The organism is Phenylobacterium sp., assembly GCF_025351295.1.
Taxonomy (GTDB): Bacteria; Pseudomonadota; Alphaproteobacteria; order Caulobacterales; family Caulobacteraceae; genus Phenylobacterium.
In genome coordinates this window covers 1-23,236 of the sequence record NZ_JANXWD010000138.1, presented here as the reverse complement: position 1 = coordinate 23,236, position 23,236 = coordinate 1, and the positions used below count along the sequence as shown (strand labels likewise).

Annotated in this window: 26 protein-coding genes and 1 pseudogene; 11 read left to right on the top strand and 16 right to left on the bottom strand. The window is 70.5% G+C overall.

The genetic code is table 11. The features are described 5' to 3' along the window. Positions 1–13 precede the first annotated feature (13 nt). Positions 14–1,420 (bottom strand): glutamate--tRNA ligase, encoded by a 1,407-nt coding sequence (gltX, locus tag Q0R13_RS19065; RefSeq protein ID WP_293906924.1) that lies wholly within the window; start codon positions 1,418–1,420, stop codon positions 14–16. A gap of 163 nt (positions 1,421–1,583) precedes the next feature. On the opposite strand from gltX, the gene Q0R13_RS19060 reads away from it, so the two are divergent. Further along, complete coding sequence (locus tag Q0R13_RS19060; protein ID WP_293906922.1) at positions 1,584–3,620, top strand: ComEC/Rec2 family competence protein; 2,037 nt, start codon at positions 1,584–1,586, stop codon at positions 3,618–3,620. Next, positions 3,617–3,910, top strand: coding sequence for an ASCH domain-containing protein (locus tag Q0R13_RS19055; RefSeq protein WP_293906920.1), 294 nt, complete (start codon positions 3,617–3,619; stop codon positions 3,908–3,910). The genes Q0R13_RS19060 and Q0R13_RS19055 overlap by 4 nt, the downstream gene beginning before the upstream one ends. Here the strand turns inward: Q0R13_RS19055 and lexA are convergent. The 4 genes from lexA to Q0R13_RS19035 all read right to left on the bottom strand — a co-directional run bounded on the left by lexA (position 3,891) and on the right by Q0R13_RS19035 (position 7,108). Continuing rightward, on the bottom strand, positions 3,891–4,580 hold the full coding sequence (gene lexA, locus Q0R13_RS19050; protein ID WP_293906919.1) for a transcriptional repressor LexA: 690 nt from the start codon (positions 4,578–4,580) through the stop codon (positions 3,891–3,893). The genes Q0R13_RS19055 and lexA overlap by 20 nt on opposite strands. 140 nt (positions 4,581–4,720) lie before the next feature. Further along, positions 4,721–5,494, bottom strand: a complete 774-nt coding sequence (gene trpC / locus Q0R13_RS19045) for an indole-3-glycerol phosphate synthase TrpC (protein ID WP_293906918.1) — start codon at positions 5,492–5,494, stop codon at positions 4,721–4,723. Then, complete coding sequence (trpD, locus tag Q0R13_RS19040; RefSeq protein WP_293906916.1) at positions 5,491–6,504, bottom strand: anthranilate phosphoribosyltransferase; 1,014 nt, start codon at positions 6,502–6,504, stop codon at positions 5,491–5,493. The genes trpC and trpD overlap by 4 nt, the downstream gene beginning before the upstream one ends. A gap of 13 nt (positions 6,505–6,517) precedes the next feature. Further along, positions 6,518–7,108, bottom strand: a complete 591-nt coding sequence (locus tag Q0R13_RS19035; RefSeq protein ID WP_293906914.1) for an aminodeoxychorismate/anthranilate synthase component II — start codon at positions 7,106–7,108, stop codon at positions 6,518–6,520. 51 nt (positions 7,109–7,159) lie between these two features. On the opposite strand from Q0R13_RS19035, the gene Q0R13_RS19030 reads away from it, so the two are divergent. Next, positions 7,160–7,363: a hypothetical protein gene (locus tag Q0R13_RS19030; protein ID WP_293906912.1), complete on the top strand. Its 204-nt coding sequence runs from the start codon at positions 7,160–7,162 to the stop codon at positions 7,361–7,363. Between the two features lie 71 nt (positions 7,364–7,434). Here the strand turns inward: Q0R13_RS19030 and Q0R13_RS19025 are convergent, their stop codons facing one another. The 5 genes from Q0R13_RS19025 to Q0R13_RS19005 all read right to left on the bottom strand — a co-directional run bounded on the left by Q0R13_RS19025 (position 7,435) and on the right by Q0R13_RS19005 (position 12,696). Continuing rightward, positions 7,435–7,773, bottom strand: coding sequence for a copper resistance protein CopC (locus tag Q0R13_RS19025; protein WP_293906910.1), 339 nt, complete (start codon positions 7,771–7,773; stop codon positions 7,435–7,437). Between the two features lie 20 nt (positions 7,774–7,793). Then, positions 7,794–8,708, bottom strand: a complete 915-nt coding sequence (locus tag Q0R13_RS19020) for a hypothetical protein (RefSeq protein WP_293906908.1) — start codon at positions 8,706–8,708, stop codon at positions 7,794–7,796. A gap of 81 nt (positions 8,709–8,789) precedes the next feature. Next, entirely contained in the window at positions 8,790–9,140 is a 351-nt protein-coding gene (locus Q0R13_RS19015) for a DUF2946 family protein (RefSeq protein ID WP_293906906.1), read from the bottom strand. 101 nt (positions 9,141–9,241) lie between these two features. Then, positions 9,242–10,774, bottom strand: a complete 1,533-nt coding sequence (gene trpE, locus Q0R13_RS19010) for an anthranilate synthase component I (RefSeq protein ID WP_293906904.1) — start codon at positions 10,772–10,774, stop codon at positions 9,242–9,244. Beyond that, positions 10,771–12,696: a peptidylprolyl isomerase gene (locus tag Q0R13_RS19005; RefSeq protein ID WP_293906902.1), complete on the bottom strand. Its 1,926-nt coding sequence runs from the start codon at positions 12,694–12,696 to the stop codon at positions 10,771–10,773. The genes trpE and Q0R13_RS19005 overlap by 4 nt, the downstream gene beginning before the upstream one ends. A gap of 128 nt (positions 12,697–12,824) precedes the next feature. Between Q0R13_RS19005 and tpiA the strand changes: the two genes are divergently transcribed. After that, positions 12,825–13,568 (top strand): triose-phosphate isomerase, encoded by a 744-nt coding sequence (tpiA, locus tag Q0R13_RS19000; RefSeq protein WP_293906901.1) that lies wholly within the window; start codon positions 12,825–12,827, stop codon positions 13,566–13,568. Positions 13,569–13,722: 154 nt separating this feature from the next. Here the strand turns inward: tpiA and Q0R13_RS18995 are convergent, their stop codons facing one another. Beyond that, the gene (locus Q0R13_RS18995) at positions 13,723–14,136 is read right to left on the bottom strand and encodes a VOC family protein (RefSeq protein WP_293906900.1); all 414 of its coding nucleotides are present in this window, start codon (positions 14,134–14,136) and stop codon (positions 13,723–13,725) included. 24 nt (positions 14,137–14,160) lie between these two features. After that, positions 14,161–14,775: a GNAT family N-acetyltransferase gene (locus Q0R13_RS18990; RefSeq protein WP_293906899.1), complete on the bottom strand. Its 615-nt coding sequence runs from the start codon at positions 14,773–14,775 to the stop codon at positions 14,161–14,163. A 44-nt stretch (positions 14,776–14,819) separates the two neighbouring features. Here Q0R13_RS18990 and secG point away from each other — a divergent pair, with 44 nt between their 5' ends. The 3 genes from secG to Q0R13_RS18975 all read left to right on the top strand — a co-directional run bounded on the left by secG (position 14,820) and on the right by Q0R13_RS18975 (position 17,291). Further along, complete coding sequence (secG, locus tag Q0R13_RS18985; RefSeq protein ID WP_293906897.1) at positions 14,820–15,278, top strand: preprotein translocase subunit SecG; 459 nt, start codon at positions 14,820–14,822, stop codon at positions 15,276–15,278. A gap of 62 nt (positions 15,279–15,340) precedes the next feature. Beyond that, entirely contained in the window at positions 15,341–16,981 is a 1,641-nt protein-coding gene (locus Q0R13_RS18980) for a CTP synthase (RefSeq protein WP_293906895.1), read from the top strand. Between the two features lie 10 nt (positions 16,982–16,991). Beyond that, entirely contained in the window at positions 16,992–17,291 is a 300-nt protein-coding gene (locus tag Q0R13_RS18975; protein ID WP_293906893.1) for a DUF1330 domain-containing protein, read from the top strand. A 203-nt stretch (positions 17,292–17,494) separates the two neighbouring features. Here the strand turns inward: Q0R13_RS18975 and Q0R13_RS18970 are convergent, their stop codons facing one another. Beyond that, positions 17,495–17,902: an MAPEG family protein gene (locus tag Q0R13_RS18970; protein ID WP_293906892.1), complete on the bottom strand. Its 408-nt coding sequence runs from the start codon at positions 17,900–17,902 to the stop codon at positions 17,495–17,497. 149 nt (positions 17,903–18,051) lie between these two features. On the opposite strand from Q0R13_RS18970, the gene rpmF reads away from it, so the two are divergent. Then, positions 18,052–18,234, top strand: a complete 183-nt coding sequence (gene rpmF, locus Q0R13_RS18965) for a 50S ribosomal protein L32 (protein ID WP_068875442.1) — start codon at positions 18,052–18,054, stop codon at positions 18,232–18,234. A 78-nt stretch (positions 18,235–18,312) separates the two neighbouring features. Here the strand turns inward: rpmF and Q0R13_RS18960 are convergent, their stop codons facing one another. Beyond that, positions 18,313–18,552, bottom strand: a complete 240-nt coding sequence (locus Q0R13_RS18960) for a hypothetical protein (RefSeq protein WP_293906890.1) — start codon at positions 18,550–18,552, stop codon at positions 18,313–18,315. Between the two features lie 147 nt (positions 18,553–18,699). Between Q0R13_RS18960 and Q0R13_RS22665 the strand changes: the two are divergent. Further along, positions 18,700–19,254, top strand: a pseudogene (locus Q0R13_RS22665) (protein kinase); the annotation flags it as partial. Between the two features lie 123 nt (positions 19,255–19,377). Here the strand turns inward: Q0R13_RS22665 and Q0R13_RS18950 are convergent. Both Q0R13_RS18950 and Q0R13_RS18945 read right to left on the bottom strand, forming a co-directional pair. Beyond that, positions 19,378–20,151 carry an enoyl-CoA hydratase gene (locus Q0R13_RS18950; protein WP_293906885.1) on the bottom strand — a complete coding sequence of 258 codons (774 nt, stop codon included), beginning with the start codon at positions 20,149–20,151 and terminating at the stop codon, positions 19,378–19,380. A gap of 57 nt (positions 20,152–20,208) precedes the next feature. Further along, the gene (locus Q0R13_RS18945) at positions 20,209–20,844 is read right to left on the bottom strand and encodes an OmpA family protein (protein WP_293906883.1); all 636 of its coding nucleotides are present in this window, start codon (positions 20,842–20,844) and stop codon (positions 20,209–20,211) included. A gap of 238 nt (positions 20,845–21,082) precedes the next feature. On the opposite strand from Q0R13_RS18945, the gene Q0R13_RS18940 reads away from it, so the two are divergent. Continuing rightward, entirely contained in the window at positions 21,083–22,579 is a 1,497-nt protein-coding gene (locus Q0R13_RS18940) for a caspase family protein (RefSeq protein ID WP_293906881.1), read from the top strand. Between the two features lie 102 nt (positions 22,580–22,681). Beyond that, positions 22,682–23,236: adenylate/guanylate cyclase domain-containing protein (locus tag Q0R13_RS18935; RefSeq protein ID WP_293906879.1), on the top strand; the 555-nt coding region annotated here is incomplete at its 3' end.

The following is a 23,236-nucleotide window of genomic DNA, read 5'->3' as shown; positions in this document are numbered from 1 at the left end:
GGCTTATACCCCTTTAGGTGACAAGCGAAAGCGCGTCGTCGATACGGCCCAGGCTCTCGTCGCGGCCGAGCGCGGTCATGGCGCCGGCGAGGTCGGGGGCGGGCGATCCGCCCGCGAGCACGGCGCGCAACTGCGGTCCGAACTTTCCCATGCCGATGCCTTCGGCGTCCGCAAAGGCGCGCATGGCCATTTCCAGCGGCGGGACGGCCCATTCGCCGACGTCGGCCAGGGCCGTGCGCAGACGCCCGATGCGGCCGAGCATCTCGGCGTCGAGCTGGGTCCGGGTCTTTTCGGGCAGCTCAAGCGGCCGGGTCTTGAGCACGAACAGGACCGCGTCGGCCAGTTCCAGGGTGGTCTTGGCGCCATCGCGGACGAAGGGGACGGTGTGGGCGATCAGCGTCTCGTCGCCCTGGCGCAGCGTGACGTCGCGGCTCTTCAGGATGGCTGCGACCAGCGCGGCCAGGCGGGCCGGGTCGGCCTGGCGGATGTAGTGGTTGTTGAGGTGGTTCAGCTTGGCCCAGTCCAGACGGGCGGCGGCGCTGACCACATCCCTGATGTCGAACCATTCGATGGCCTGGGCGTCGGAGAAGATTTCGTCGTCGCCATGACCCCAGCCCAGCTTGGCCAGGTAGTTGCGCAGGGTCTCCGGCAGATAGCCCATGTCGTCGAACTCGCCGACCGCCTGGGCGCCGTGGCGCTTAGACAGCTTGGCGCCGTCCGGCCCATGGATCAGCGGCAGGTGGGCCCAGACCGGGACCTCCCAGTCCAGGGCCCGGTAGATGATGGTCTGGCGGGCGGCGTTGTTCAGGTGATCGTCGCCGCGGATTACGTGGGTGATGCCCATGTCGTGGTCGTCGACGACGACGGCGAGGTTGTAGGTCGGGTTGCCGTCGGTGCGCAGCAGGATGAGGTCGTCCAGGCCGGCGTTCTGGAAGGTCACGTCGCCCTTGACCGCGTCGGCCACGACGGTCTCGCCGTCGAGCGGGCTCTTCAGGCGCACCGCATAGCCGCGGGCGGGCCAGGTCGCGGGGTCGGCGTCGCGCCAGGGGGAGCGGACCACGCGGCCCTCGGCGCGGGCGCGCTCGCGCTCGGCCTCCAGTTCCTGCGGCAGCATGTAGTCGCGGTAGGCCTGGCCCCGGGCGAGCAGGTCGTCCACGGCCTCGCGGTGGCGGTCGGCGCGGGCGAACTGGAACACCGGCGGTTCGTCCGACTCCAGGCCCAGCCACGCCAGGCCATCGAAGATCACCTGCACGGCCGCCTCGGTGGAGCGTTCGCGATCGGTGTCCTCGACGCGCAAAAGGAACTGACCACCCGTGTGACGTGTATAAAGCCAGTTGAAAAGCGCGGTGCGGGCCGTGCCAATGTGCATCATGCCGGTGGGCGAGGGGGCAATCCGGGTGCGGACGGGACGGTCTGACATAACTGGAACGGGAGAGCTCGAAGGGGCTGGGGCGCCCGCAGCGGGGGCCGCGGCGGCGCCTCTTAGCACGCGGCTTCCGAGGCTTCCTAGTTTTGCGCGGATCGGGGCCTGGGCCTCCGACCAGGCTGAGGCGCAGGCGGATCGCTGGACGCTGTGGACGCCGGTGGCGTTCGGCTGCGGATGCGGAGCCTATTTCGCGCTGGCGCGCGAGCCGCAGGCGTGGATCGCCTGGGCGCTGTTGCCGCTCGCCGCGGCGCTGCTGGCCGCCACCCGCTGGAGCGCCTGGCGGGCGACGACCATGGCCCTGGTGCTGGCGGCCTGCGCGGTGGGCGGCTTCGCGGTCGCCAAGCTGCGCGCCGAGAGCGTCAAGGCGCCGGTGGCCCAGGCCGGGGCGCGGCCGCAGCCGGTGGAGGCCTGGGTGGTCGATATCGCCCCACCGGGGCAGGGCGGCCAGCGGCTGCTGCTGGCGCCGATCCGGGTCGGCGACTGGGCGCCGGCTGCGACGCCGGTCCGGATGCGGGTCACGCTGCGGCCCGGCACGCCACTGCCGGCGCCGGGCCAGGCGGTGCGGGTGCTGGCGATCGTCAATCCGCCACCACCGCCGGCCAGTCCCGGCTCCTACGACTTCGCCCGCGACGCCTATTTTCAGAGTGTGGGCGGCGTGGGTCTCGCCCTGCAGCCGCCGGAACCCGTGGCCACCGAGCCGCCGCCGCCGTGGCGGCTGGCGCTGGACATGAAGGTCAATGCGGTCCGCTGGGCGCTGACCCAGCGGATCGTCGAAGCCCTGGGGCCCGAAACCGGCGGCCTGGCGGCGGCCATGACCACGGGCCACGAGGCCTACATCCCCAAGCAGCAGGTGGACAATCTGCGCGCGGCGGGGCTGGCGCACATCATCTCGATCAGCGGCCTGCACATGGCCATCGTCGGCGGTTTCGCCTTTGGCGTGGCGCGGCTGGCAGTGGCCGCGTGGCCGTGGCTGGCGCTCAGGGTGCATGGCAAGAAGCTGGCGGCCGCCTTCGGCCTCGCCGCCGTGCTGGGCTACCTGGTGCTGTCGGGCTGGCCACCGCCGGCGCAGCGCGCGGCGATCACCGCCTCCATCGCCTTCCTGGCGGTGCTGGCCGACCGGCAGGCCATCAGCCTGCATGCCCTGGGCCTGGCCGCAATGGTGGTGCTGTTGCTGCAGCCTGAGGCGGTCACCGAGCCGGGGTTCCAGATGTCGTTCGCAGCGACGGCGGCCCTGGTGGCGCTGGCCGAGATCTGGCCGCGGGCGGTCAAGGAGATCCAGGTCCCGCTGCCGATCCGGCTGTTCCAGGCCGGGGTCGGCTGGACGGCGGCCAGCCTGGCGGTGAGCTTCGTGGCGGGCCTCGCCACCGGGCCGTTCGCGATCCAGCATTTCAACCGGGTCTCCACCTGGGGCCTGTTCGCCAACCTGGCCGCGGCGCCGATCTCGTCCTTCCTGATGATGCCGGGCCTGGCCGTGGGCGCGGCGCTGACCCCGTTCGGGCTGGGCAAGGCGCCGCTGGAGCTGGCCGGCTGGTCGATCGGACTGATCAACCAGGTGGCGGCCTGGGCGGCAGCCGCGCCGATGTCCCAGGTGGTGGTGGCGAGCGGCCCCGACTGGACGCTGGCGGCGAGCTTCCTCGGGCTGCTGTTCGTCTGCCTGTGGCGCGGTCGGCTGCGCTGGGTGGGCCTGCCGCTGGCCCTGACCATCCTGTGGGTTCCGCGGCCGCCGACGCCCGACGTCTGGGTCAGCGCCGACGGGGCCGCGGTGGCCATGCGCGAGGGCAAGGACGCCGTCCTGCTACGGCCGGACGTAAAGCTGTTCGGCGCCGAGCTGTGGGCGCGGCGGCGGGGCCTGACGCCGCTGGAGACCGAGGCGGCGCGCGACGCCCGGTTCGACTGCGATCACTGGAGCTGCGCGCCGGGGCCGGGCGCGCCGGTCCGGCTGGCGGCGGCGTGGAACCTCAAGCGGCCGCTGAAGGACGGGCGGCTGGCGGCGATCTGCGCCGGCGCGGAGCTGGTGATCCTGCGCAACGACTTTCCGCCGGAGAGCTGCGCCGCGCCCAGGGTGCTGACGGGCGTGGACTTCGCGGCCGGCGGCTCGGCGGAGCTCTATCGGCAAGGCGCCGGCTGGCGGATCGTCTGGGCGCAGGACCTGCGCGGCCACCGGCCGTGGACCTGGGGCTACGACCCGCGATGATGTTCGCCAGGCCGCTGCGCGCCCGGGTGCGCTCCGGCGAGATCGCCACCAGCGTGCGGATCTGGCAGCGGCCGCAGGTGAAGGTCGGCGGGTGCTACCCGCTGCTGGACGGCCATATCGAGGTCACGCGGCTGCAGGAGGTCGACCTGGATGACGTGACCGAAGCCGTGGCGCGCGAAGGCGGCTTCGGCTCCCTGGCGGCGCTCATGAAAACCGCCCGCCACGGGCGCGGCGAGCGGGTGTTCATCGTGGATTTCGTGTTCGTGGGCGCTAGTGATAGCGGCGGATGAGCCCCACCAGCTTGCCTTGCACGGCTACCTGGTCAGGGCCGAAGATGCGGGTCTCATAGGCCGGGTTGGCGGCCTCCAGCGCGATGGAGGCGCCCTTCTTGCGCAGGCGCTTCAGGGTGGCCTCCTCGCCGTTGACGAGGGCCACGACGATGTCGCCGGAGACGGCGCTGTCGGTCCGCTTGATGACCACGAAGTCGCCGTCGAGGATGCCGGCGTTGATCATCGAGTCCCCGGCGATCTCCAGGACGAAGTGCTCGCCGGCCCCCAGGATGCTCTCCGGCACCGGCATGCGGTCGCGTTCCTGCTGGATCGCCTCGATCGGCGTGCCGGCGGCGATCTTGCCGAGGATCGGCAGGTCGCGGCTGTCGTTGGCGGCGGCCGGCTGGGTGGGCCCGCCGTCGACCAGTTGCGGCTTGAAGGGCGCGCGGCCGCGCGGCGGGGCGGCGGCGGTCGCCTGTTCCGGCAGCTTGATCACCTCCAGCGCCCGGGCGCGGTGCGGCAGGCGACGCAGAAAGCCGCGTTCCTCCAGGGCGGTGATCAGGCGGTGGATGCCGGACTTCGACGCCAGGTCCAGGGCCTCCTTCATCTCGTCGAAGGACGGCGAGACGCCGCTTTCCTTGATCCGTTCATGGATGAACATCAGCAGTTCATGTTGCTTGCGGGTGAGCATCTCGGAACCTCGAAGAACAAAGCGCAAACGCTTGCCGATGTTCTCTAGGTGTTCCGCATTAATGTCAAGTTACAGGCGTTTGGCGCCAAAACATACATGAATCCAATGTGTTGGAGCCGCGTGCCGAGCGCGGCGGCGACTCAGTCGAGCAGGATGCGAGTCGCCTGGGCGACATCCGACTGCCGCATCAGGCTCTCGCCCACCAGCATGGCCGCGGCGCCGGAGCGCTCGAGGCGCGCGGCATCGGCCCGGGTGGCGATGCCGCTCTCGGTGACCAGCAGGGCGCCGGGCGGCGCGGCGGCGGCGAGGCGCTCGGTGGCGGCGAGGTCGGTGACGAAGGTCCGCAGGTCGCGATTGTTGACGCCCACGAGGTCGGCGCCCAGGCGCCCGGCGCGGGCCATCTCCGCGGCGTCGTGGACCTCGACCAGGGCGTCCATGCCGAGCCGCCGGGCCTCGGACATCAACTCGGCGGCCAGGGTGTCGTCGACCATCGCCAGGATCACCAGGATGGCGTCGGCGCCCAGGGCGCGACTCTCGGCCACCTGCCAGGGGTCGACGAGGAATTCCTTGCGAAGGCAGGGCAGGGCAACGGCCTCGCGGGCGGCGGTGAGGAAGGCGTCGGCCCCCTGGAAGCTGGGGCCATCGGTGAGCACGGAGAGGCACGCCGCGCCGCCGACCGCGTAGGCGCGCGCCAGGGCCGGCGGGTCGAAGTCCGCGCGGATCAGGCCCTTGGAGGGCGAGGCCTTCTTGATCTCGGCGATCAGGGCCAAGCGGCCGGGCGCATGGGCGCGGTCCAGGGCGGCGCGGAAGCCGCGGGGGGCGGAGGCGCGGTCGTTGGCGACCGGCGCGGCGGCCTTGCGGACGGCCACCTCCTGGCGCTTGTAGGCCGCGATGTGCTCCAGGATGTCGGTCATCGGCCGGCGATCTCCACCAGCCGGTCGAGCGCGGCCTGAGCGCGGCCGTCGTCGATGACCTGGGCGGCCAGGTCGACGCCTTCGCGCAGGGTCTCGACCTTCTCGCCCACCAGGAAGGCGGCGGCGGCGTTCAGGAGTACGATGTCGCGGTAGGCGCCCGGCTGGCCCTGCAGCAGCACCCGAAGCGCCGCGGCGTTCTGGGCGGGCGAGCCGCCGGTCAGGTCCGCCAGAGCGGCGCGCTTCAGGCCGACCGCCTCGGGGGTGACGGTGAACAGCCGCACCTGGCCTTCGCGCAGTTCGGCGACGCTGGTCTCGCCGGTGGTGGACATCTCGTCCATGCCGCCGCTGTGGACCACCCAGGCCCGCTCGGAGCCCAGCGCGCCCAGCACCCGGGCCAGGGGCGCGACCCAGCGCTCGGCGAACACGCCGACGATCTGCCGCTGGGCGCCGGCCGGATTGGTCAGCGGGCCCAGCAGATTGAAGATCGTCCGGAACCCCAGCTCCGCGCGGATCGGCGAGACGTGGCGCATGGCGCCATGGTGGGCCGGCGCATACAGGAAGCAGATTCCGGCCCGGTCCAGGGCCTGGAGCTGGCGCTCGGCCCCGGGGTCGATGGCGACGCCCAGTTCCGTGAGCACGTCGGCTCCGCCGGACTTGGAGGAGAGCGCCCGGTTGCCGTGTTTGGCGACCTTCAGGCCGCCACCGGCCGCCACGAAGGCCACGGCGGTGGAGATGTTCAGGGTGTGGAGGCCATCGCCGCCGGTGCCGCAGACGTCGAGCGTCGGGTAGGGCGGGTCCAGGTGGATGGCCGCCTTGCGCATGGCCCGCGCGCAGGCGGCGATCTCGCCCAGGGTCTCGCCGCGCATGCGCATGGCGGTGAGCGCCGCGCCCACCTGGGACGGCGTCGGTTCGCCGCGCAGGCAGGCGGCGAAGAACTCCCCGGCGTCGTCCTCGGAGAGCGTCCCGCCATCGGCCAGGCGCGTCAGCAGCGGCTTGAATGCATCGGACATCGGGTGGCGTGCGTCAGACCTGGGCGAGCCGCTTCACGCCGGCCAGGTCCAGGAAGTTGCCCAGCAGCTGGTGGCCGCACTCGGTGGCGATGGATTCCGGGTGGAACTGGACGCCGTGGATTGGCCGGGTGCGGTGGCGGAATCCCATGATCTCGCCGTCGTCGGTGCGAGCGTTGACCTCCAGCACCTGCGGCAGATCGCCCGCTTCGACCGAAAGCGAGTGATATCGCGTGCCTGTGAACGGGTTCTTCAACCCGGCGAACACACCGGTGTCGGTGTGATGGATTTGACTGGTTTTCCCATGCATGAGCGCGCGGGCGCGGACGATCGCGCCGCCAAACGCCTGGCCGATCGCCTGATGGCCCAGGCAGACGCCGAGGATCGGCAGGGATTCCGGAGCCCGGCTGACCAGTCCGAGGCAGATCCCGGCTTCATTCGGCGTACAAGGTCCCGGCGAGAGCAGGACGGCTTCGGGCCGCAGACCCAGGGCGTCTTCCACGGTGATCGCATCGTTGCGATGGACAACCGTCTCCGCCCCCAGCTCGTTCAGGTAGTGGACGAGGTTGTAGGTAAAGCTGTCGTAGTTATCGATCACCAGGATCATGTGGCTTCTCTAGGCGTTGCCGCGCCGCGCGCCAAGCGGGATGCTGCGGCCATGCGGTTCAGCGACTCGACCCTCGATCCTATCGCTATTGAGCGGGCCCGCGGGCTGCTGCGCACGCCCCGGCGCCGCGACCCGCTATGGCCGGCGCTGGTCGCGGCGACGGCCCTGGCCCTGACCTCCGTGATGTTCGCGGCGGTGGCGGTGCTCGCCCCGCCGCTGCAGACCGAGCACGTGGCCGCGAGCGCACCGGGGTAGGGCGCACGCCCACGACTCAGCGCCTGGGGCTTGCCCTCCCCACTCCGCGCTCCCGCCGCATCGCTATCGTCTCAAGGTTTGATCGTGAACGTGAAGTCGCCCTCCGTCCGGTGGCTGTCGGTCGAGGTCACCCGCCAGCGCACGCGATAGGCGGCGGGCGGCAAGGCGACCGGGATCGGCACGATTGCCACGCGGCGATCCTGCGGGTCGAGGGACAGGCGGCCGGTCGTCGCGGGGCGGCCGTCGGCGCCCGAGAGGGTGATGGTGGAAAACGCCGGCTCGATGGCCTCGCTGAACCACAGCCGCAGTTCGGCCGGCGCGCGGCTGACGGTCGCTCCGACCTTCGGCAAGGCGTGCAGCAGCCGTGCGTGGGCGCCGGCCTGGGTCGGGCCCAGAGCCAGGGCGGTCACGAGGAGGAGGGCGGCCCGGGTCATTGTCCAGACCAGACCGGCTTGCCGATCGACCTGGGGAACAGGTCGTCGAGGAAGACGTGCAGTTGCACGACGAAGCCGACGCCGCGGCCGCTGTCGTGGTTGATGGGAAAGGTCGCTTCGGCCCCCAGCTGGTAGTAGCGGCCCGCCCAGATGACGCCGGGATTGATGGTTCCGGTCGTCCGGGAGCCGGAGGCGTGGGCGACCGGGGTTTCAAAGTCGGCTTCCACCAGGGGAGTCAGGTGGTTCAGGAAATCGGGCAGGCCATAATCCTTCACGTGCGAGGCCAGATAGGGAAGGCTGTATTCCAGCGCGAAGCCGGAGTGCAGGACGCTGGGATTGCGGTCCGCGCCATCGTGCAACCGGTCCGGAATCGCGTAGCCGACGACGCCGGTGAGGGCGAGCGGCCGCGCCCAGGTCAGGCTGTCCGGCAGGTCGCCGCCACCCTTCCCGAAATAGACGCTCGGCGTGAACGTCGAGTGATGTTCCGCGCCGACCCTGTCGGCGCCCGTGTCAGCCCACTCCGTGCTCAGGCCAACCGCCACGATGGTCTCGTGCTCGGCGCTGGTGATCGCCTGGTACTTCACCGTGACCTCCAGGTTCTGGAAGCCCTGGGCCTTGCCGAGGCCGCTGGTCTTGAGCTGCGTCCAGGTCTCGCCGACCGAGATGCCAAGCTTGGGGGTCAGCCGCTTTGAATATTCGCCGGAGACATCCAGTTGCCGCTGCATCGGGTCGTCTCCGGTCTTGAATGACGAGATCGTCGGCAGCGAAAGCTCGTCGGCGACGCCAGGGTCGTCGGTCTTGAGGGTCGCCGGGAAGAAGCGGTTGCCGGCCACGGCGTGGGCCGTCGCGGAGCCGGCGCAGAGCGTGGCCGTGAGGCCCGCCGAGCAGGCCAGCAGAATGAGATTGCGCATGGGCGCTCCAGAGATCCGAGAAGTGTCGATGCATCCCGCCCAGCGGCGCATAGGCGACTGGCGGGACGCGCGCGGCCAGGCTCAGACTGTGGTGGGGGGCGCTCTCGGGGATTGTTCCCGATGGCGGATGGCGGCGGCCCGCGGCGCGCTGCGCGCCGCGGGCTGTGCTGTGAAGCTGACGAACGTGACCCGGTCGGAGTCCAGGTCCGGCGTTGGAGCGGGCGCCGAATGGTGGCCGGCAAACGCGCAGAGTTCGCGATGCTTGCCGGATTCGGGCGTGGTGGGCTTGCCTTGCCCGTCAAGCTCAAGCAGCTGGCTGCCGGTCCCCGTGCAGATCACGAACGGCGCGCCCGTCGCACCCTGAGGGTTGGGCATCCAGCCCGCGGGCGTGGCCGCGCGGAGCATGACGGCGGCGAGGACAAGCAGCGCCACGCCCAGGCGCCGCGCCCGTCCCGACATCGTGCTCAAGCCTCGGCCGCGCATGGTTCCGGCTTCGCATCGCGCATCGCGGAGGTCAATTCCGTTCCGCGCCGTCAGATGAACCGCCAGCTTTCCTCTGCCGCGCTGCGCAGCGCCTGGGCCTTCTGGAGGGTCTCGTTGTATTCCGCGTCGGGGTCGCTATCGGCCACCACGCCGCCGCCGGCCTGGACGTACATCATGCCGTTCTTGAAGAGCGCGGTGCGCAGCACGATGCAGGTGTCGACCGAGCCGTCGGAGCCGAAATAGCCGACTGCGCCGGCATAGGTGAGGCCGCGCTTCTCGCTCTCCAGGTCGTCGATGATCTCCATGGCGCGGACCTTGGGCGCGCCCGATAGCGTGCCGGCGGGCAGGGCGGCCATCACCACGTCGACCGGGTCCAGGCCGTCTGGCGCATCGCCCTCGACGTTGGAGACCAGGTGCATGACGTGGCTGTAGCGCTCGACGAAGAAGCTGGCGGTGACCCGCACGCGGGGCGCGCGGCTGGCCGGCGGCGGTTCGTTCGCGCCCTTCTGCTTCAGCATGGCCACCCGGCCCACGTCGTTGCGGCCCAGGTCCAGCAGCATCAGGTGCTCGGCGCGCTCATTGGGGTCGGCGATCAGCTCCTGCTCGAGGCGGCGGTCCTCCTCGGGCGTGGCGCCGCGGGGACGGGTGCCGGCGATGGGGCGGATGGTGATCTTGCCGTCGCGCAGGCGGACCAGGATCTCCGGCGACGACCCGGCCAGGTGAAAGTCGCCGAAGTCCAGGAAGAACAGGAATGGCGAGGGATTGGTCCGCCGCAGCGACCGGTAGAGGGCGAACGGGTCGTGCGGGAAGGGTGCGCGGAACCGGTGGCTGGGCACCACCTGGAAGACATCGCCGGCGCGGACATATTCCTTCGCCCGTTCGACGATGCCCCGGTAGGTTTCGCGGTCGACGGGCGTGGTGAAGCGGTCGGGCTCGGGCAGCGCCGTGCCCAGCAGCGGCGGCGTCGGCTTGCGCAGGTCGGCGATCACCGCGGCCAGCCGGGCCTCGGCGGCGGCATAGGCCTCGGCCGCCGGCGCGCCGTTCGGACGCACCGAGGTGACCAGGACGATCTCCTGGGCGATGGCGTCGAAGATGGCGACGATCGACGGCCGGGCCATGATCCCGTCGGGCAGGCCCAGCGGGTCGGGATTGACGTTCGGCAGCCGCTCGACCAGCCGGATGGTGTCGTAGCCCAGGGCCCCGAACACGCCGGCCGCCATCGGCGGCAGGCCGTCCGGCAGCTGGATGCGCGAGGCGGCCAGCAGGTCGCGAAGGCTGTCCAAGGCCCCGCCCACCTGCGGCGTGAACCGGCCGGCCGCGATGTCCGCCCCGGTGGCGACCTCGGCCTGATCGCCGCGGCAGCGCCAGACCAGGTCCGGGTTCAGCGTGATGATCGAGTACCGCGCGCGGAAGGCGCCGCCCTCCACCGACTCGAACAGGAAGGCGTAGGGCTTGCCGTGGCCGATCTTCAGGAACGCCGAGACCGGCGTCTCCAGGTCGTCGATCAGCCGCGTCCAGACGACCTGGGGGGCGCCGCCGTCATAGGTCGTCCGAAAGGCCTCGAGCGGCGGCTCGGTCTTCACCCCTTCTTCTCCGCGGGCTTGGCGCCGTCCTTGGAGAGCGGCCCGAAGCCGGCGGCGGCGCGGGCGCGGGCGGCGTCGACCTTCACCTTCAGCTTGGTGCGCGAATAGGCCTGGGCGGACTCGGCCATCTCGCGGAACACCGCCGCGCTCAGTTCGGCTCGGTTGGTCTCGGCCAGGCGCGCGGCCTCGGGGCTGGGGTCCATGTGCACGTTCTCGACCCGGCCGACGGCCAGGGCGTTGGGCGCGCGGGTGGTCCAGACCTCGCCAGGCTTCGAGCCGAAGGCTCGGCCGAGGATCTCGCGCGGGACCTCGGGATGGGCCTGGGCGGTCTGGCGCGACAGCGCCGCGACCTTCACGGGGGCATAGCCGGCTGAGGCGGCGACCGCGTCCAGGGCCTCACCCTTGTCGATGCGCGCGCTGAGCGCGGTGGCGCGGGTCTCCATGGCCTTGACCAGCTCGCGCAGCTGCCACTCGCGGGTGGCGTCTGCGCGGATCTCGTCCAGCGGCGGCACATGGGCCGGGATCACCTTCTCGACGCGCACGGCGAAGGAGACGCCGTTGCCGAGTTCGGTGATCTCGCTCTCGCCGCCGGCCGGCAGCGAGAAGGCCAGTTGCAGGATCTTCGGCGGGAACCCCTGCAGCTGGCGGTGCTGGGCGTCGACGCCCTGGGCGCTGATCGGGCCCAGGGTCTTGGCCTCGGCGCCGGCCTTCGCGGCGGCCTGGGCCAGGGTCGCGCCGCCCTGGTGGGCGTCGTCGAAGGCCTGGGCCTGGGCGTAGACCTTCTCGGCGGCCATGGTCTTGCGCAGCTCCGCCTCCAGCATGGGACGGGCTTCCTCCAGCGTGATCTCGCGCCCGGCGGTCACCGAGACCACCTTGATGACCGTCAAACCCAGGTCGCCCTGCACGGCGCCGACCTGGCCCGGCATCATCTTGAACGCCGCCACGCCGGCCTTGCGGTCGGGGATGGCGGTGACCGGCTTGTCGGCGAACTCCACCGGCTCGACGCCCAGCGACTTGGCGATCGCAGCGGGCGCCTCGCCGCGGCCGAGGCGGGCCACGACCTGGTCCGCGATCGCCGGGGTCTTGGCCGGGATCTGCACCAGGGTGCGGGTCTCGGGCTTGGACAGCGTGTCCTTGCGGAAGTCGTAGCGCTTCTTGAGCGCGGCCGGGTCCACCGGGCCGAGCGACTCGGGCGGAGGCGGGGCGAAGGCCACGACGGTGATCAGCCGCATTTCCGGCAGGCTCAGGCGGCTGCGGTTCTCGGCCACGAAGGCGGCGAGCTGGGCGTCGGTGGGCGCCGGCGGCTGCGGCACGCTCTGCGGGGTGACCAGGAAGTAGCTGAGGTCGCGGGTCTCCAGCGCGAACACCGAGCCCAGGGCGCCGTAGGCGCGCGGCACGGCCAGACCGTTCTGCAGGCCAGCCCCCCAGTTCTGGGCCGCCATGCCGTCGCGGATCTCGGCGTCCAGCATCTTGGGCGTCATGCTGTTGTCCGCCAGCCGGCGCTGGTAGGTCTTCTTGTCGAAGCGGCCGGTGATCGGGTCGAAGAAGGCGGGGATCTTCTCCAGCTGCGCCAGGATCAGCTTGTCGGACGGGTGGATGCCCGAGCGCGACAGCAGTTCGGAAAAGGCCTCGCGGGTGGCCAGGCCGTTCAGCACCACGGTGTCGAGGTGGTTGGCTTCGGCCATATCCTGCGGGATCGGCTGGCCCTGCTGCTGCCCCTCAAGACGCTTCTTGTAGTTGTCGTATTCGCGCTTGAAGACGAAGGAGTCCGTGGTCCGCGAGCCTGCCCGGATCACCTCGTCACCATTCACGGCCTGGAAGCCGGTCCGGTTGATCCCCCACCCGACAAAGCTGACGGCCAGGATGGCCATCAGGATCCTGGCGGGCCAGGATTTCGCGAAGTTGCGGATAGAAGAGAGCATTCGGGTCCAGTCCTGCGGCGAAGCGTGCGCGCCGGTATAGTGGAGTGGGCTTCGCTGGGGCAAGCGCGTGACAGCCGCAGCGGCTTGGCTTAACCGCCCGGGCTCACGCTGACATCCCAGGAGGGGGCATGACCGCGCCACGGCCGTTGATCGCCGGAAACTGGAAGATGAACGGGCTGGCCGCCTCGCTGGCCGAGGCGAAGGCGGTGGCCGCGGGCCTGGGGGCGACGCCGGCGCGTGTGGCGATCTGCCCCCCCGCGACCCTGATCCACCGGATGAGCGAGGCGCTTGCGGGAACCGCGGTGCTGGTCGGCGGCCAGGATGGCCACGCGGAACCTGACGGCGCGTTCACGGGCGATGTGGCGGCCGAGCAGTTGGCGGACGCCGGCGCGGTGCTGGTGATCGTGGGCCACTCCGAGCGCCGCGCCGGCTATCGCGAGACCGACGCCCTGGTGGCCGCCAAGACCCGGGCGGCGCTGCGGGCCGGCCTGGAGCCGATCGTCTGCGTCGGCGAGACCCTGGCGCAGCGCAAGGCCGGCGAGGCCCTGGGCGTGGTGACGGGACAGGTCCGCGGCTCGCTGCCGGCGGAACTGGCCGGCCAGGCGTTCTCGGTCGCCTACGAACCGGTCTGGGCCATCGGCACCGGCCTGACCCCGACCACCCCGGAGATCGAGGAGGTCCACCGGGCGATCCGCGCCACTCTGGTGGCGCTGTTCGGCGACGCGGGGCGGGCGGTCCCGATCCTCTACGGCGGCTCGGTGAAACCCGCCAATGCCGCCGAAATCCTGCACGCCGCCGAAGTGGGCGGCGCCCTGGTGGGCGGGGCGTCCCTGAAGGCGGCGGACTTCCTGGGGATCATCCGGGCAGTCTAGAATCCGTGCGCCATGCCGCCCATCCCGGCGAAGGCCGGAACCCAGAGTGAAGGGTTCAGATGTGGGCTCCAGGCGCGCTGAGCCCCCCCGACCCGCGTCCCCGCTTCGGATCTGGGTCCGGCCTTCGCCGGGATGAGCGGGGAATGATGCAGGTTTAGACGCTCGGTCCCTTGAGCTCGACCGTGTTGCCCTCGGGATCGCGGATGTAGAGTGAGAAACCGTCGCCGTCGGCGCCGTAGCGGGGGCCTTCCTCCACGACGGTGACGCCGTGGGCGGTCAGGTGGGCGCGGATGGCGGCTTCGTCGAAGGGACGGACCTGCAGCGCGAAGTGGTCGAGGTTGCGGCCCTCGGCGCCCGGCGCCGCGCCGCCCAGCCGGCCCAGCTTTCCGTCGAGCGTGACGAGGTCGATCATCTGGGGGCCGGCGCGGACGTGGGTGAGGCCGAGCTCGGGGCGGTCCCAGTCGACGCTGAGGCCGAGGACGTCCACGTAGAACCCCAGCATGGCGTCCTTGTCGCGGACCCGCAGGACGATGTGGTCGAACCCGGTGATCGCAATGGGGTTGGTCATCCGGGGAAAATAGGCGCCGACCGGCTACAGTAGAAGCCCGAACAGGCGGCAGTCGCGGCGCTCGCCGTCCTTGAGGATGTGGCCACGCAGCAGGCCCTCCTCGGAGAAGCCCAGCTTCTGCAGCAGGACATCGGAGCGGCGGTTGCCCAGGTGGGTGCGGGCGGCCAGCCGGCGGAGGCCGTTGGCGCCGGCGAAGGCAATCACGTTGCGCATCGCCTCCTGCGCGTAGCCGTGGCCCCAGGCGTCGCGGCCGAGCATGAAGCCGATCTCCGCGCGGCGGTGCCAGCGATCAATGTCGGAGAGGTCGCAGACCCCCAGGAACGCGCCGCCATCCAGGGTGCGAATAGCCCAGTGGACATCCAGGCCGTCCTCCATCCGCTCGACCTGGGCCCAGACGATCTGGACGACGAGATCCAGATCGTCGATCTCTGCGACATCCCAGAAGGCCATCACCTCCGGGTCGCCCATCAGCGGGTAGAGGTCGCCGGCCGCCGCCACGGTCAGCGGTTCCAGCCGCAGGCGCTGGGTTTCGAGGATCGGTAGGCGGTGGAGGTCGAGAATCATCGGGTCTTGGTCGGCGGGGTGCGGCGCACTAGCTATGGCCTTGGAGCGGGTGTGGTGATAGAGCGCGCGCTTCATTTCGGCGGGGTTAAGTCCGCCCGTCAGGTCCGGAAAGTCCGCCTATGCTGTTGAACCTGCTGCTGGTGATCGAGGTCATCGTCGCCTTCTTCCTGGTCGTCGTGGTGCTGCTGCAGCGCTCCGAGGGCGGCGGGCTGGTCACGGGCGGCACCGGATCGCTGATGTCGGTGCGCGGCGCCGGCGACTTGCTGACGCGGACGACCTGGATCCTTGGCGCCATCTTCTTCGTCCTGGCTCTGCTGCTGACCATCGTGGCCGGCCGCGAGCGTGGCGCCGCCTCGGTTGTCGACCGGCTGAAGGTGAATGCGATCAACCCGGCGGAACTGACCAAGGAACCGGCCGAGCCGCCGGCCGGCACGGCCCAACCCGGCCCCGCCGGCAGCGCGCCCGCGCCGCTGCAGGCCCCGACGCCGACGATCAACAGCCCGTTCGGCACGATCCCGGCGGGCGACCAAGTCCCAACCCCGTCGGCGGCGGCCCCGGCCACTCCGGCCAGGAAGTAATCGGTGGATAGCGGCGAATCGTCCGGGGGCGCCTGAGCGAATCGCGGCTACTCTGGACGCCCATGGCCCGGTACATCTTCATCACCGGCGGCGTGGTCTCCTCCTTGGGTAAAGGTCTGGCGTCCGCCGCGCTCGGTGCGCTGTTGCAGGCGCGCGGCTATGGCGTTCGCCTGCGCAAGCTCGACCCCTATCTCAACGTCGACCCGGGCACGATGAGCCCCACCCAGCACGGCGAAGTGTTCGTCACCGACGACGGCGCCGAGACCGACCTGGACCTGGGCCACTACGAGCGGTTCACCGGGGTCAACGCCACGCGGGCCGACAACATCACCACCGGCCAGATCTACAAGACCATCATCGAGAAGGAGCGCCGGGGCGACTACCTGGGCGCGACCGTGCAGGTGATCCCGCACGTGACCGACGAGATCAAACAGTTCGTCCTGTCCGATCCGGGCGAGGGCGTGGACTTCGTGCTGGTCGAGATCGGCGGCACGGTGGGCGACATCGAGGGCCTGCCGTTCTTCGAGGCGATCCGCCAGCTGGGCCAGGAACTGCCGCGCGGCCACGCCTGTTTCATCCACCTGACCCTGCTGCCCTACATCAAGACCGCCGGCGAGATGAAGACCAAGCCGACCCAGCACTCGGTGAAGGAGCTGCGCTCGATCGGCATCCAGCCGCACATCCTGCTCTGCCGCTGCGAGATGCCGATCCCCGAGGGCGAGCGCAGGAAGATCGGCCAGTTCTGCAACGTGCGGCCCAGCGCGGTCATCCAGGCGATGGACTCGTCCAACATCTACGCCGTGCCGCTGGACTACCACCGCCAGGGGCTGGACACCGAGGTGCTGGACGTCTTCGGCCTCAGCGACACCGCGCCGAAGCCGGACCTGGCCCGCTGGGAGGAGATCTCCCACCGCCTGAGCCATCCCGACGGCGAGGTGAACATCGCCATCGTCGGCAAGTACACCGCGCTCACCGACGCCTACAAATCCCTGATCGAGGCGCTGATCCACGGCGGGGTGGCCAACAACGTCCGGGTCAAGTTCGACTGGATCGAGGGCGAGACCTTCGAGAAGGAAGAGGCGCTGATCGGCGAGCGGCTGACCGGGGTGCACGGCGTGCTGGTGCCGGGCGCCTTCGGGGAGCGTGGCTCGGAGGGTATGATCGACGCGGTGCGCTTCGCCCGCGAGCACGCCATCCCCTATTTCGGCGTCTGCTTCGGCATGCAGATGGCGATGATCGAGGCGGCGCGGAACATCGCCGGCATCAAGGCCGCGTCCTCCACGGAGTTCGGCCCGACCTCGGAACCCATCGTGGGGCTGATGACCGAATGGGTGCGCGACAACGAGAAGGAATTCCGCTCCGTGGGCGGCGAGCTGGGCGGCACCATGCGCCGCGGCGCCTATGAGGCTGTGCTGACGCCGGGCAGCCGGGTGGCGGAAATCTATGGGACGCCCACCATCTCCGAGCGCCACCGGCACCGCTATGAGGTCAACATTGCCTACCGCGAGGCCATCGAGAAGACCGGGCTGAAGTTCACCGGCCTGTCGCCGGACGGCGTGCTGCCCGAGCTCTGCGAGCGCCAGGACCACCCCTGGTTCGTCGGCGTACAGTTCCACCCGGAGCTGAAGAGCCGCCCGTTCGACCCGCATCCGCTGTTCGCCAGCTTCATCGGCGCGGCGCGGGACCGCAGCCGGCTGGTCTGAGGAGTCCCAGATGCCCGCCTACATCATCTCCGACCTCGTGCTGCACGACACGCCGGAACGGGAGATGTATCGTTCGCGAGCGGCGGCGGCGATCAAGCTCTATGGCGGGCGCTATGTGGCCCGTGGCGGGGCGATCGAGGTGCTCGAAGGCGCCTGGGACCCCAAGGCCATCGTGGTGGTCGAGTTCCCGGACATGGAGACCGCGCGGCGCTGGTACGCCTCGCCCGAGTACGCCACGGCGCTCGAGGTTCGCGACAAGGCGCTGAGCCGCAACCTGATCCTGGTGGACGGCGCCAGCATCGCGCCCTAGCGGCGCGCCAGGGCCCAGACACTGTCGGACCTCTGAAATTTCAATGACATAGGCAACGATGCCCGCTCATCCCGGCGAAGGCCGGGACCCGGATTCGATAGCTGGGAGGCGGGCTGGACGGGCTCAATGCGCCTGGAGGCCACATCTGAGCCATGCCATCTGGGTCCCGACGTTCGCCGGGATGAGCGGTGTTGAGGATGGCCCTAGACGAAGAACAGGATCCAGAGCGCCGCGAGCACGGCGTTGGACAGGGCGAAGGCCACCAGCCGGTGGGTGACCTTGTTGTAGGTCAGGTGGATCAGCGAGTGGATCGCGCGCAGGGCGACGTAGGCCCAGGCGACGATCAGCACGGTGACGTTCACCCGGCCGGCGACGAAGTACATCAGCCCCGCCACATAGAAGAGCATCGGCAGCTCGAGCAGGTTCATGTAGTTGCGGTTGGTCACTGCCACCTGGGGCGGGACCCGGGCCGATTCGCCGAGCTTGAAGTCGTCCGACGTGACCTGGCCCGCGAAACCCGCGCGGAACCGCGTGGCCGGGATGAACCCCAGGACGGTGAAGGTGAGGAGCGCCAGCGCGCCCATGGGTCCGAAGATCAGGTCCTGTGGCATGAGCGCCCCGCTATTGGCTGACACTGTAAAGCATAATCCAGGCGGCTTGATCGCGCGCGGGGTTTCATGCATAAGCCCGCGCTCACCGGCGGCCTGGGATTCTGTCCTGGCGGCCGCCGTATCCATTTCTACCGCCGAAGAGACCTCCGATGGCTGTTCCTAAACGCAAAACCTCGCCGTCGCGGCGGAACATGCGCCGCTCGCACCATGCGCTTGGCCCCAATTCCTTCCATGAAGACAAGGAAACGGGCGAACTGAAGCGGCCGCACCACGTCGACCTGAAGACCGGCATGTACAAGGGCCGCCAGGTCCTGACGCCGAAGGAAGACTAGGCTCCGACCTAGCCCGATCCGCGCATTCGAAGCGCCGGCCGTCACCGCGGCCGGCGTTTTGCGTTGGTGGGTGGTCGATCAGTGGGTGCGGTCGAAGGTGATACCCTGCTGGACCTCCTTGATCGCCTCGTTCGTAGCGCGCAGGGCGGCGACGCGGTGGCCGCCCTTGTCGGCTGTGGCCGCCATCAGTTCGGTGCGCGCGGCCTTGAGGGAGTCCAGCGCCGCCTGCATGTGGGGCTGATCGGCGGACGCGTGGCCAACGGCGGCGCCCAGCGCCAGCGCGCCAGCGAGCGTGGCGAGTTGAAGTCTGCGGTTCATGTTTCAAGATCCCCGGGGCGGGGAATAGCCCCGCCGCAGCATGCCCAAGGTTGCCGTCGCTGACCATCGCGCGCCGCGCCGCGCCCGCAATTTGCGCGGGCGGCCGTCCTGGACGACAATCGCCGCCTGAGTGAGGCCGCGACAAGAATGGGCTCCGACGGCGCGGGCAAGACGGTGGGCGGCTTCATCCTTGGACGCGTCATCGCCCGGGGCCGCTACGCGACGGTCTACGACTCGGTGTCCGCCGCGACCGGCCTTCGGGTGGCGGTGAAGGAATTCTTCGTCCAGGACGCCTCGACGCGCGGCGAAACCGGCGTGCGCCACCCGCCGACCATCGAAGGGGTTTCGACCGAACAGCTACTGCATCAGTTTCTGCAGGAGGCGGAGAAGCTCGCCCGGGTCGGCCATCCGGCCCTGGCGCGGCCGGTCGACGCCTTCGAGGCTGACGGCACGGCCTATGTCGTGACCCGGTTCGTCGAGGGCCCGACGCTGGAGGACATGATCGCCGCCCGGCCCGGCGGCCTTGGCGAAGCTCCCCTCCGGGAGCTGCTCGGCCCTGTCCTGAAAGCGCTCGGCGCCATGCATGAAGCCGGCCTCGTGCATGCCGATGTGAAGCCGGCGAATGTCGTCGTGGGGCGCGGCGGGCCCGTGCTGGTGGACCTCGGCGCGAGCGGGCTCATCGGAGAGCGGGGCGGCGGCTTTGTCTATGCCGACCCGGATTTTGCGCCGCCGGAGCAACTTGGCGATCCACGCCACCTGAGCTACGCGCCGGCGTTGGATGATCGCCGCCACCGAGCATCCGCCGCCGACCCCGCGCGCCTGATCCTACTGGTTCCGCCCCCGCGCCTGCACCGCCGCACGGCGGGCTGCGACCATCTCCGGCGTGACGGCGGCGTTGTGGACGACCGAGCGCTGGTGCTCCAGCTGCAGGCCCTCGCCCATCGGCAGGTCGTAGCCGTCGTCGATCATGGCCTTGTAGGTGACCAGCATGTCGCCCTCGATGTCGGCCATCTGGGCGGCCAGCTGCAGGGCGGCGGGCATCAGCTCGGCGGGCTCGACCACGCGGTTGACCAGGCCCCACGCGTAGGCGGTCTTGGCGTCCAGGAAGTTGCCGGTCAGCGACAGCTCCTTGGCGCGGTAGGGCCCGATGCAGCGGCTGAGCTTCTGCGACAGGCCCCAGCCGGGGGTGATGCCGACGCGGGCGTGGGTGTCGGCGAAGCGGGCGTTGGTTGAGCAGATCAGCACGTCGCAGGCCAGCGCCACCTCGAACCCGCCGGTGATCGCCACCCCGTTGATCGCGCCGATGATCGGCTTGGAGCAGGCCAGGACGGCGCGGGCCGGGTTCTCGGACGGGTCGGTGGCGTTGGCGGCCCCCATGCCTAGCGGATCGGTGGACAGCTCCTTGAGGTCAAGGCCGGCGGTGAAGGCGCGTTCGCCGGCCCCGGTCAGCACGATGACCCGGACGGCCGGGTCCTCGTCCAGCGCCACGATGGCCTTCCGGAGCGCCGCCCGCAGGTCGCGGGACAGCGCGTTCATGGCCTCGGGCCGGTTCAGGGTGACGACGGCGACGCCGTCCAGGGGCTTTTCGACGAGCAGCATGCACGGGGCATGGGCCGACGGCGCGGCGTCCGTCAAGCCGTCGCGCGGAGGCCAGCCTCAGTTGAGGCGGTGAAGCTCCACCCGCCGGTTGGCCTCGGAGGTGGGATCGGCGGGATCGATCAGATGGTCGGGGCCGTAGCCGACCGCCATCAGCCGGCTGGGGCTGACACTGAGCGAGGTCAGATAGGCCTTCACCGCGTCGGCCCGCTGTTGGGAGAGCGCCTTGTTCAGGACCGCCGACCCCGACACATCGGTGAAGCCGGCGATCTCGAACTGCAGGGCGACGAGGGCGGGCTTGTTGAGGCCGGCGGCGATGCTCTGGAGGTTGGCCTGGCCCTGGGGCGTGATCTCGGCAGACCCCTTGGCGAAGGTGACCAGCACGTCGGCGGGGGTCAGCTTGGCGGGCTGGGCGAGGGCGCTCATCAGCCGGGGCGCGCCACGCTGCGGTTTGGCCTCCGCTGGGCGGTGCGCGGGCGCGCTGCCCGACGGCGAAGGCCCGGCGAGGCTGAAGCGACGGGTCTTCGGATTGGCCTCGCAGCTTTCCGCGCTCATGCCCTTGGGGCAGGGCTGCGGGCCCGTGAGGATGGCCTTGACGAAGTCGTCGGCCGAATAATCCGCCCTGGCGCCCTGGGCGTTCGCCGAGCCCACGGCGACCACGCACGCCAACAGTGTCACCAGCCCGGTGATCCGCATCTCGATGTTCCCCCGAACAGCCAACGCAACCTTAGCGCTCGCGCCGCCGTAATCTCAATGCTTCTCGCCGCAGAGGCGAGCAGGTCGTCGGGCGGGCAACTGCGTCCGGAGATCAGGACTGAGGACCGAACAGGCTTTCTTCACGCACGTCGGCCAGGGTAATGTATAGACGGCGCGTGAGTGCGTTCATGGGGGTTGGGGCGCAATGCTCCGGGAACGGGGGACAAGGCCGACATCGATGCTGGCCGCGAAATTCGTGGCCTCGGCGCTGCTTGCGCTGATCCTGTCGGTCCTGGCGCTGTCGCCGGCCTATGCCCAGGCCCAGCCGGGCCGCCGCATCGCCCTGGTCATCGGCAACGCCACCTATACCAACGGCGGGGTGCTGGATAACCCCGAGGCCGACGCCGACGCGGTCGCCGCCAAGCTCACCGGGCTCGGCTTCCAGGTGACCAGCGACAAGAACCTCGGCCAGAGCGGCATGCGCGACCTGATCGGCGGGTTCATGAGCCGGGTGCGCGATGGCGACCTGGTGCTGATCTACTACGCCGGCCACGGTATCGAGGCGGACGGGCGCGACTATATGCTGCCGGTGGACGTCAAGCTGGAGACCCCGACCGCGGTCCAGTTCCAGGGCATCCCGCTGGACATGCTCTATTCCGACAAACAGACCTTCGGGGTCATCGTGGTGTTCGACGCCTGCCGGGACAATCCGTTCCTGCGGCGGGTGAAGGGCGCGGTGGCCGGCACCCATGCGCTCAGCCCGCCGGTCGGGGCCCTGGTGCTGTTCTCGGCGTCGTCGGGCGACGTGGCAGAGGACGCCAGCGTCGATGCGGGCGGCGGGGCCAGCAAGAACAGCGTGTTCGCGGTGGCCTTCACTCACGCCCTGTCGGTGCCTGACGCCTCGATCCAGAAGATCTACCAGAGCATCCTGCGCGAGGTGCGGGCCCAGACCTCCAACCGCCAGGCGCCGCAACGGTTCGGCGACCTGGCGGAGGACTTCACCTTCAACGCCACCGGGCGCCCCATCTACGCGGCGGCCGCGCCGCCACCCGTGCAGGCCGCGCCGGCGCCGGCTCCGGAGGTGGCGCGACTGGCCGCGGCGGACAACACCGGGCCGCCGGGCGCCGTCTATCGCTCCCTGCCGGTCCCGGCAGCGGCCTCGCCGGCCCCGACGCCCGGTCCGACCGCGCCGACGGCTCAGGCGCCCCCGGCCCAGGTCACCGCCCCGCCGGTCGGGCCGCCAGCCGCCGCGCCGCAAGCGGAAGCTCCGCCAGCCGCCGCCCCACCGCTGCAGGTCGCCTCGGTCACCCCCAGCCCGGCCTTGTCGCGCCCGCCGCCCGCCGCCGCGCCGCCGCCCGTGGAGATGCATTTCACCATCGCCAGCCTGGGCGAGAACGTGATGCCGCCGCCGCCGCAGCTGGAGGCGGTCCCGGTGCTGACCCTGCCGGCCAAGTTCTGCTCGGTCGAGGCCGAGATCGACTATCTGAACAATGTGTTCAAGCCGGCCTACACCACGGCCTACCGCAACAACGAGATCGCCATCGCCTATCTATCGGCGCTCAATGTGCTGGGCCAGGAATACAACGGCCGGCAGAGCGGCTTCGTGTTCCGGATCAAGAGCCAGTTCGAGGCCTTCGCGCCGGTGGCGACCAGGGCGAACGAGGCCAGCAACCAGATCCTGGGCCTGGACGCCCAGATCCGGCATATTCCCATCGAGGCATGCCCCAAGGGCTGATCTCCGTCCCGGGCGAACGTCCCCTGGGATCATGTCCTTTCCTGTAAACCACGTTATCCCGTAAGCTCGGCCCTGGACGGTTGTGGGCGGGGGAGAGGGGTCATGAGGGTTGAGCGGCGCCTTGCCGCGATCATGGCGGCTGACGTGGTCGGCTACAGCCGCCTGATGGGCCGGGACGAAGAGGGCACGGTCCGCCAGATAAAGTCGCTGATCCAGACCGTGATCCGGCCGATCGTCACCGAACACCGGGGCCGGGTGGTCAAGACCCTGGGCGATGGCTTCCTGGGCGAGTTCGCCAGCGTGGTCGAGGCGTTCGAGTGCGCGCGCAAGCTGCAGCGGGCGGCCGCCAAGCGCAACACCGGCGTGGCCGGCGACAAGCAGATCATCCTGCGGATCGGGATCAACGTCGGCGACATCATCATCGACGACAATGACGTCTTCGGTGACGGCGTGATCATCGCCGCGCGGCTGGAGGGGGTGGCGGAACCGGGCGGGATCTGCGTCTCGGCGCGCGCCTGGGAGGACCTGCGCAAGCTGAAGGTCCAGTTCAGCGACATGGGGGAGCTGAAGCTCAAGAACATCGAGCCCGTGCGGGCCTTCGCCTATGTGCCACCGCCGCCCGCTGTCCCCGCCGTGGCCAGCGCGACTCCCACCGCG

Coding starts and splice junctions, on each gene's coding strand:
- gltX (WP_293906924.1), bottom strand. CDS start 1,420: ATGTCAGACCGTCCCGTCCGCACCCGGATTGCCCCCTCGCCCACCGGC.
- Q0R13_RS19055 (WP_293906920.1), top strand. CDS start 3,617: ATGATGTTCGCCAGGCCGCTGCGCGCCCGGGTGCGCTCCGGCGAGATC.
- lexA (WP_293906919.1), bottom strand. CDS start 4,580: ATGCTCACCCGCAAGCAACATGAACTGCTGATGTTCATCCATGAACGG.
- trpC (WP_293906918.1), bottom strand. CDS start 5,494: ATGACCGACATCCTGGAGCACATCGCGGCCTACAAGCGCCAGGAGGTG.
- trpD (WP_293906916.1), bottom strand. CDS start 6,504: ATGTCCGATGCATTCAAGCCGCTGCTGACGCGCCTGGCCGATGGCGGG.
- Q0R13_RS19035 (WP_293906914.1), bottom strand. CDS start 7,108: ATGATCCTGGTGATCGATAACTACGACAGCTTTACCTACAACCTCGTC.
- Q0R13_RS19030 (WP_293906912.1), top strand. CDS start 7,160: ATGCGGTTCAGCGACTCGACCCTCGATCCTATCGCTATTGAGCGGGCC.
- Q0R13_RS19020 (WP_293906908.1), bottom strand. CDS start 8,708: ATGCGCAATCTCATTCTGCTGGCCTGCTCGGCGGGCCTCACGGCCACG.
- Q0R13_RS19005 (WP_293906902.1), bottom strand. CDS start 12,696: ATGCTCTCTTCTATCCGCAACTTCGCGAAATCCTGGCCCGCCAGGATC.
- tpiA (WP_293906901.1), top strand. CDS start 12,825: ATGACCGCGCCACGGCCGTTGATCGCCGGAAACTGGAAGATGAACGGG.
- Q0R13_RS18995 (WP_293906900.1), bottom strand. CDS start 14,136: ATGACCAACCCCATTGCGATCACCGGGTTCGACCACATCGTCCTGCGG.
- Q0R13_RS18990 (WP_293906899.1), bottom strand. CDS start 14,775: ATGAAGCGCGCGCTCTATCACCACACCCGCTCCAAGGCCATAGCTAGT.
- secG (WP_293906897.1), top strand. CDS start 14,820: ATGCTGTTGAACCTGCTGCTGGTGATCGAGGTCATCGTCGCCTTCTTC.
- Q0R13_RS18980 (WP_293906895.1), top strand. CDS start 15,341: ATGGCCCGGTACATCTTCATCACCGGCGGCGTGGTCTCCTCCTTGGGT.
- Q0R13_RS18975 (WP_293906893.1), top strand. CDS start 16,992: ATGCCCGCCTACATCATCTCCGACCTCGTGCTGCACGACACGCCGGAA.
- Q0R13_RS18970 (WP_293906892.1), bottom strand. CDS start 17,902: ATGCCACAGGACCTGATCTTCGGACCCATGGGCGCGCTGGCGCTCCTC.
- rpmF (WP_068875442.1), top strand. CDS start 18,052: ATGGCTGTTCCTAAACGCAAAACCTCGCCGTCGCGGCGGAACATGCGC.
- Q0R13_RS18960 (WP_293906890.1), bottom strand. CDS start 18,552: ATGAACCGCAGACTTCAACTCGCCACGCTCGCTGGCGCGCTGGCGCTG.
- Q0R13_RS18950 (WP_293906885.1), bottom strand. CDS start 20,151: ATGCTGCTCGTCGAAAAGCCCCTGGACGGCGTCGCCGTCGTCACCCTG.
- Q0R13_RS18945 (WP_293906883.1), bottom strand. CDS start 20,844: ATGCGGATCACCGGGCTGGTGACACTGTTGGCGTGCGTGGTCGCCGTG.
- Q0R13_RS18940 (WP_293906881.1), top strand. CDS start 21,083: ATGCTGGCCGCGAAATTCGTGGCCTCGGCGCTGCTTGCGCTGATCCTG.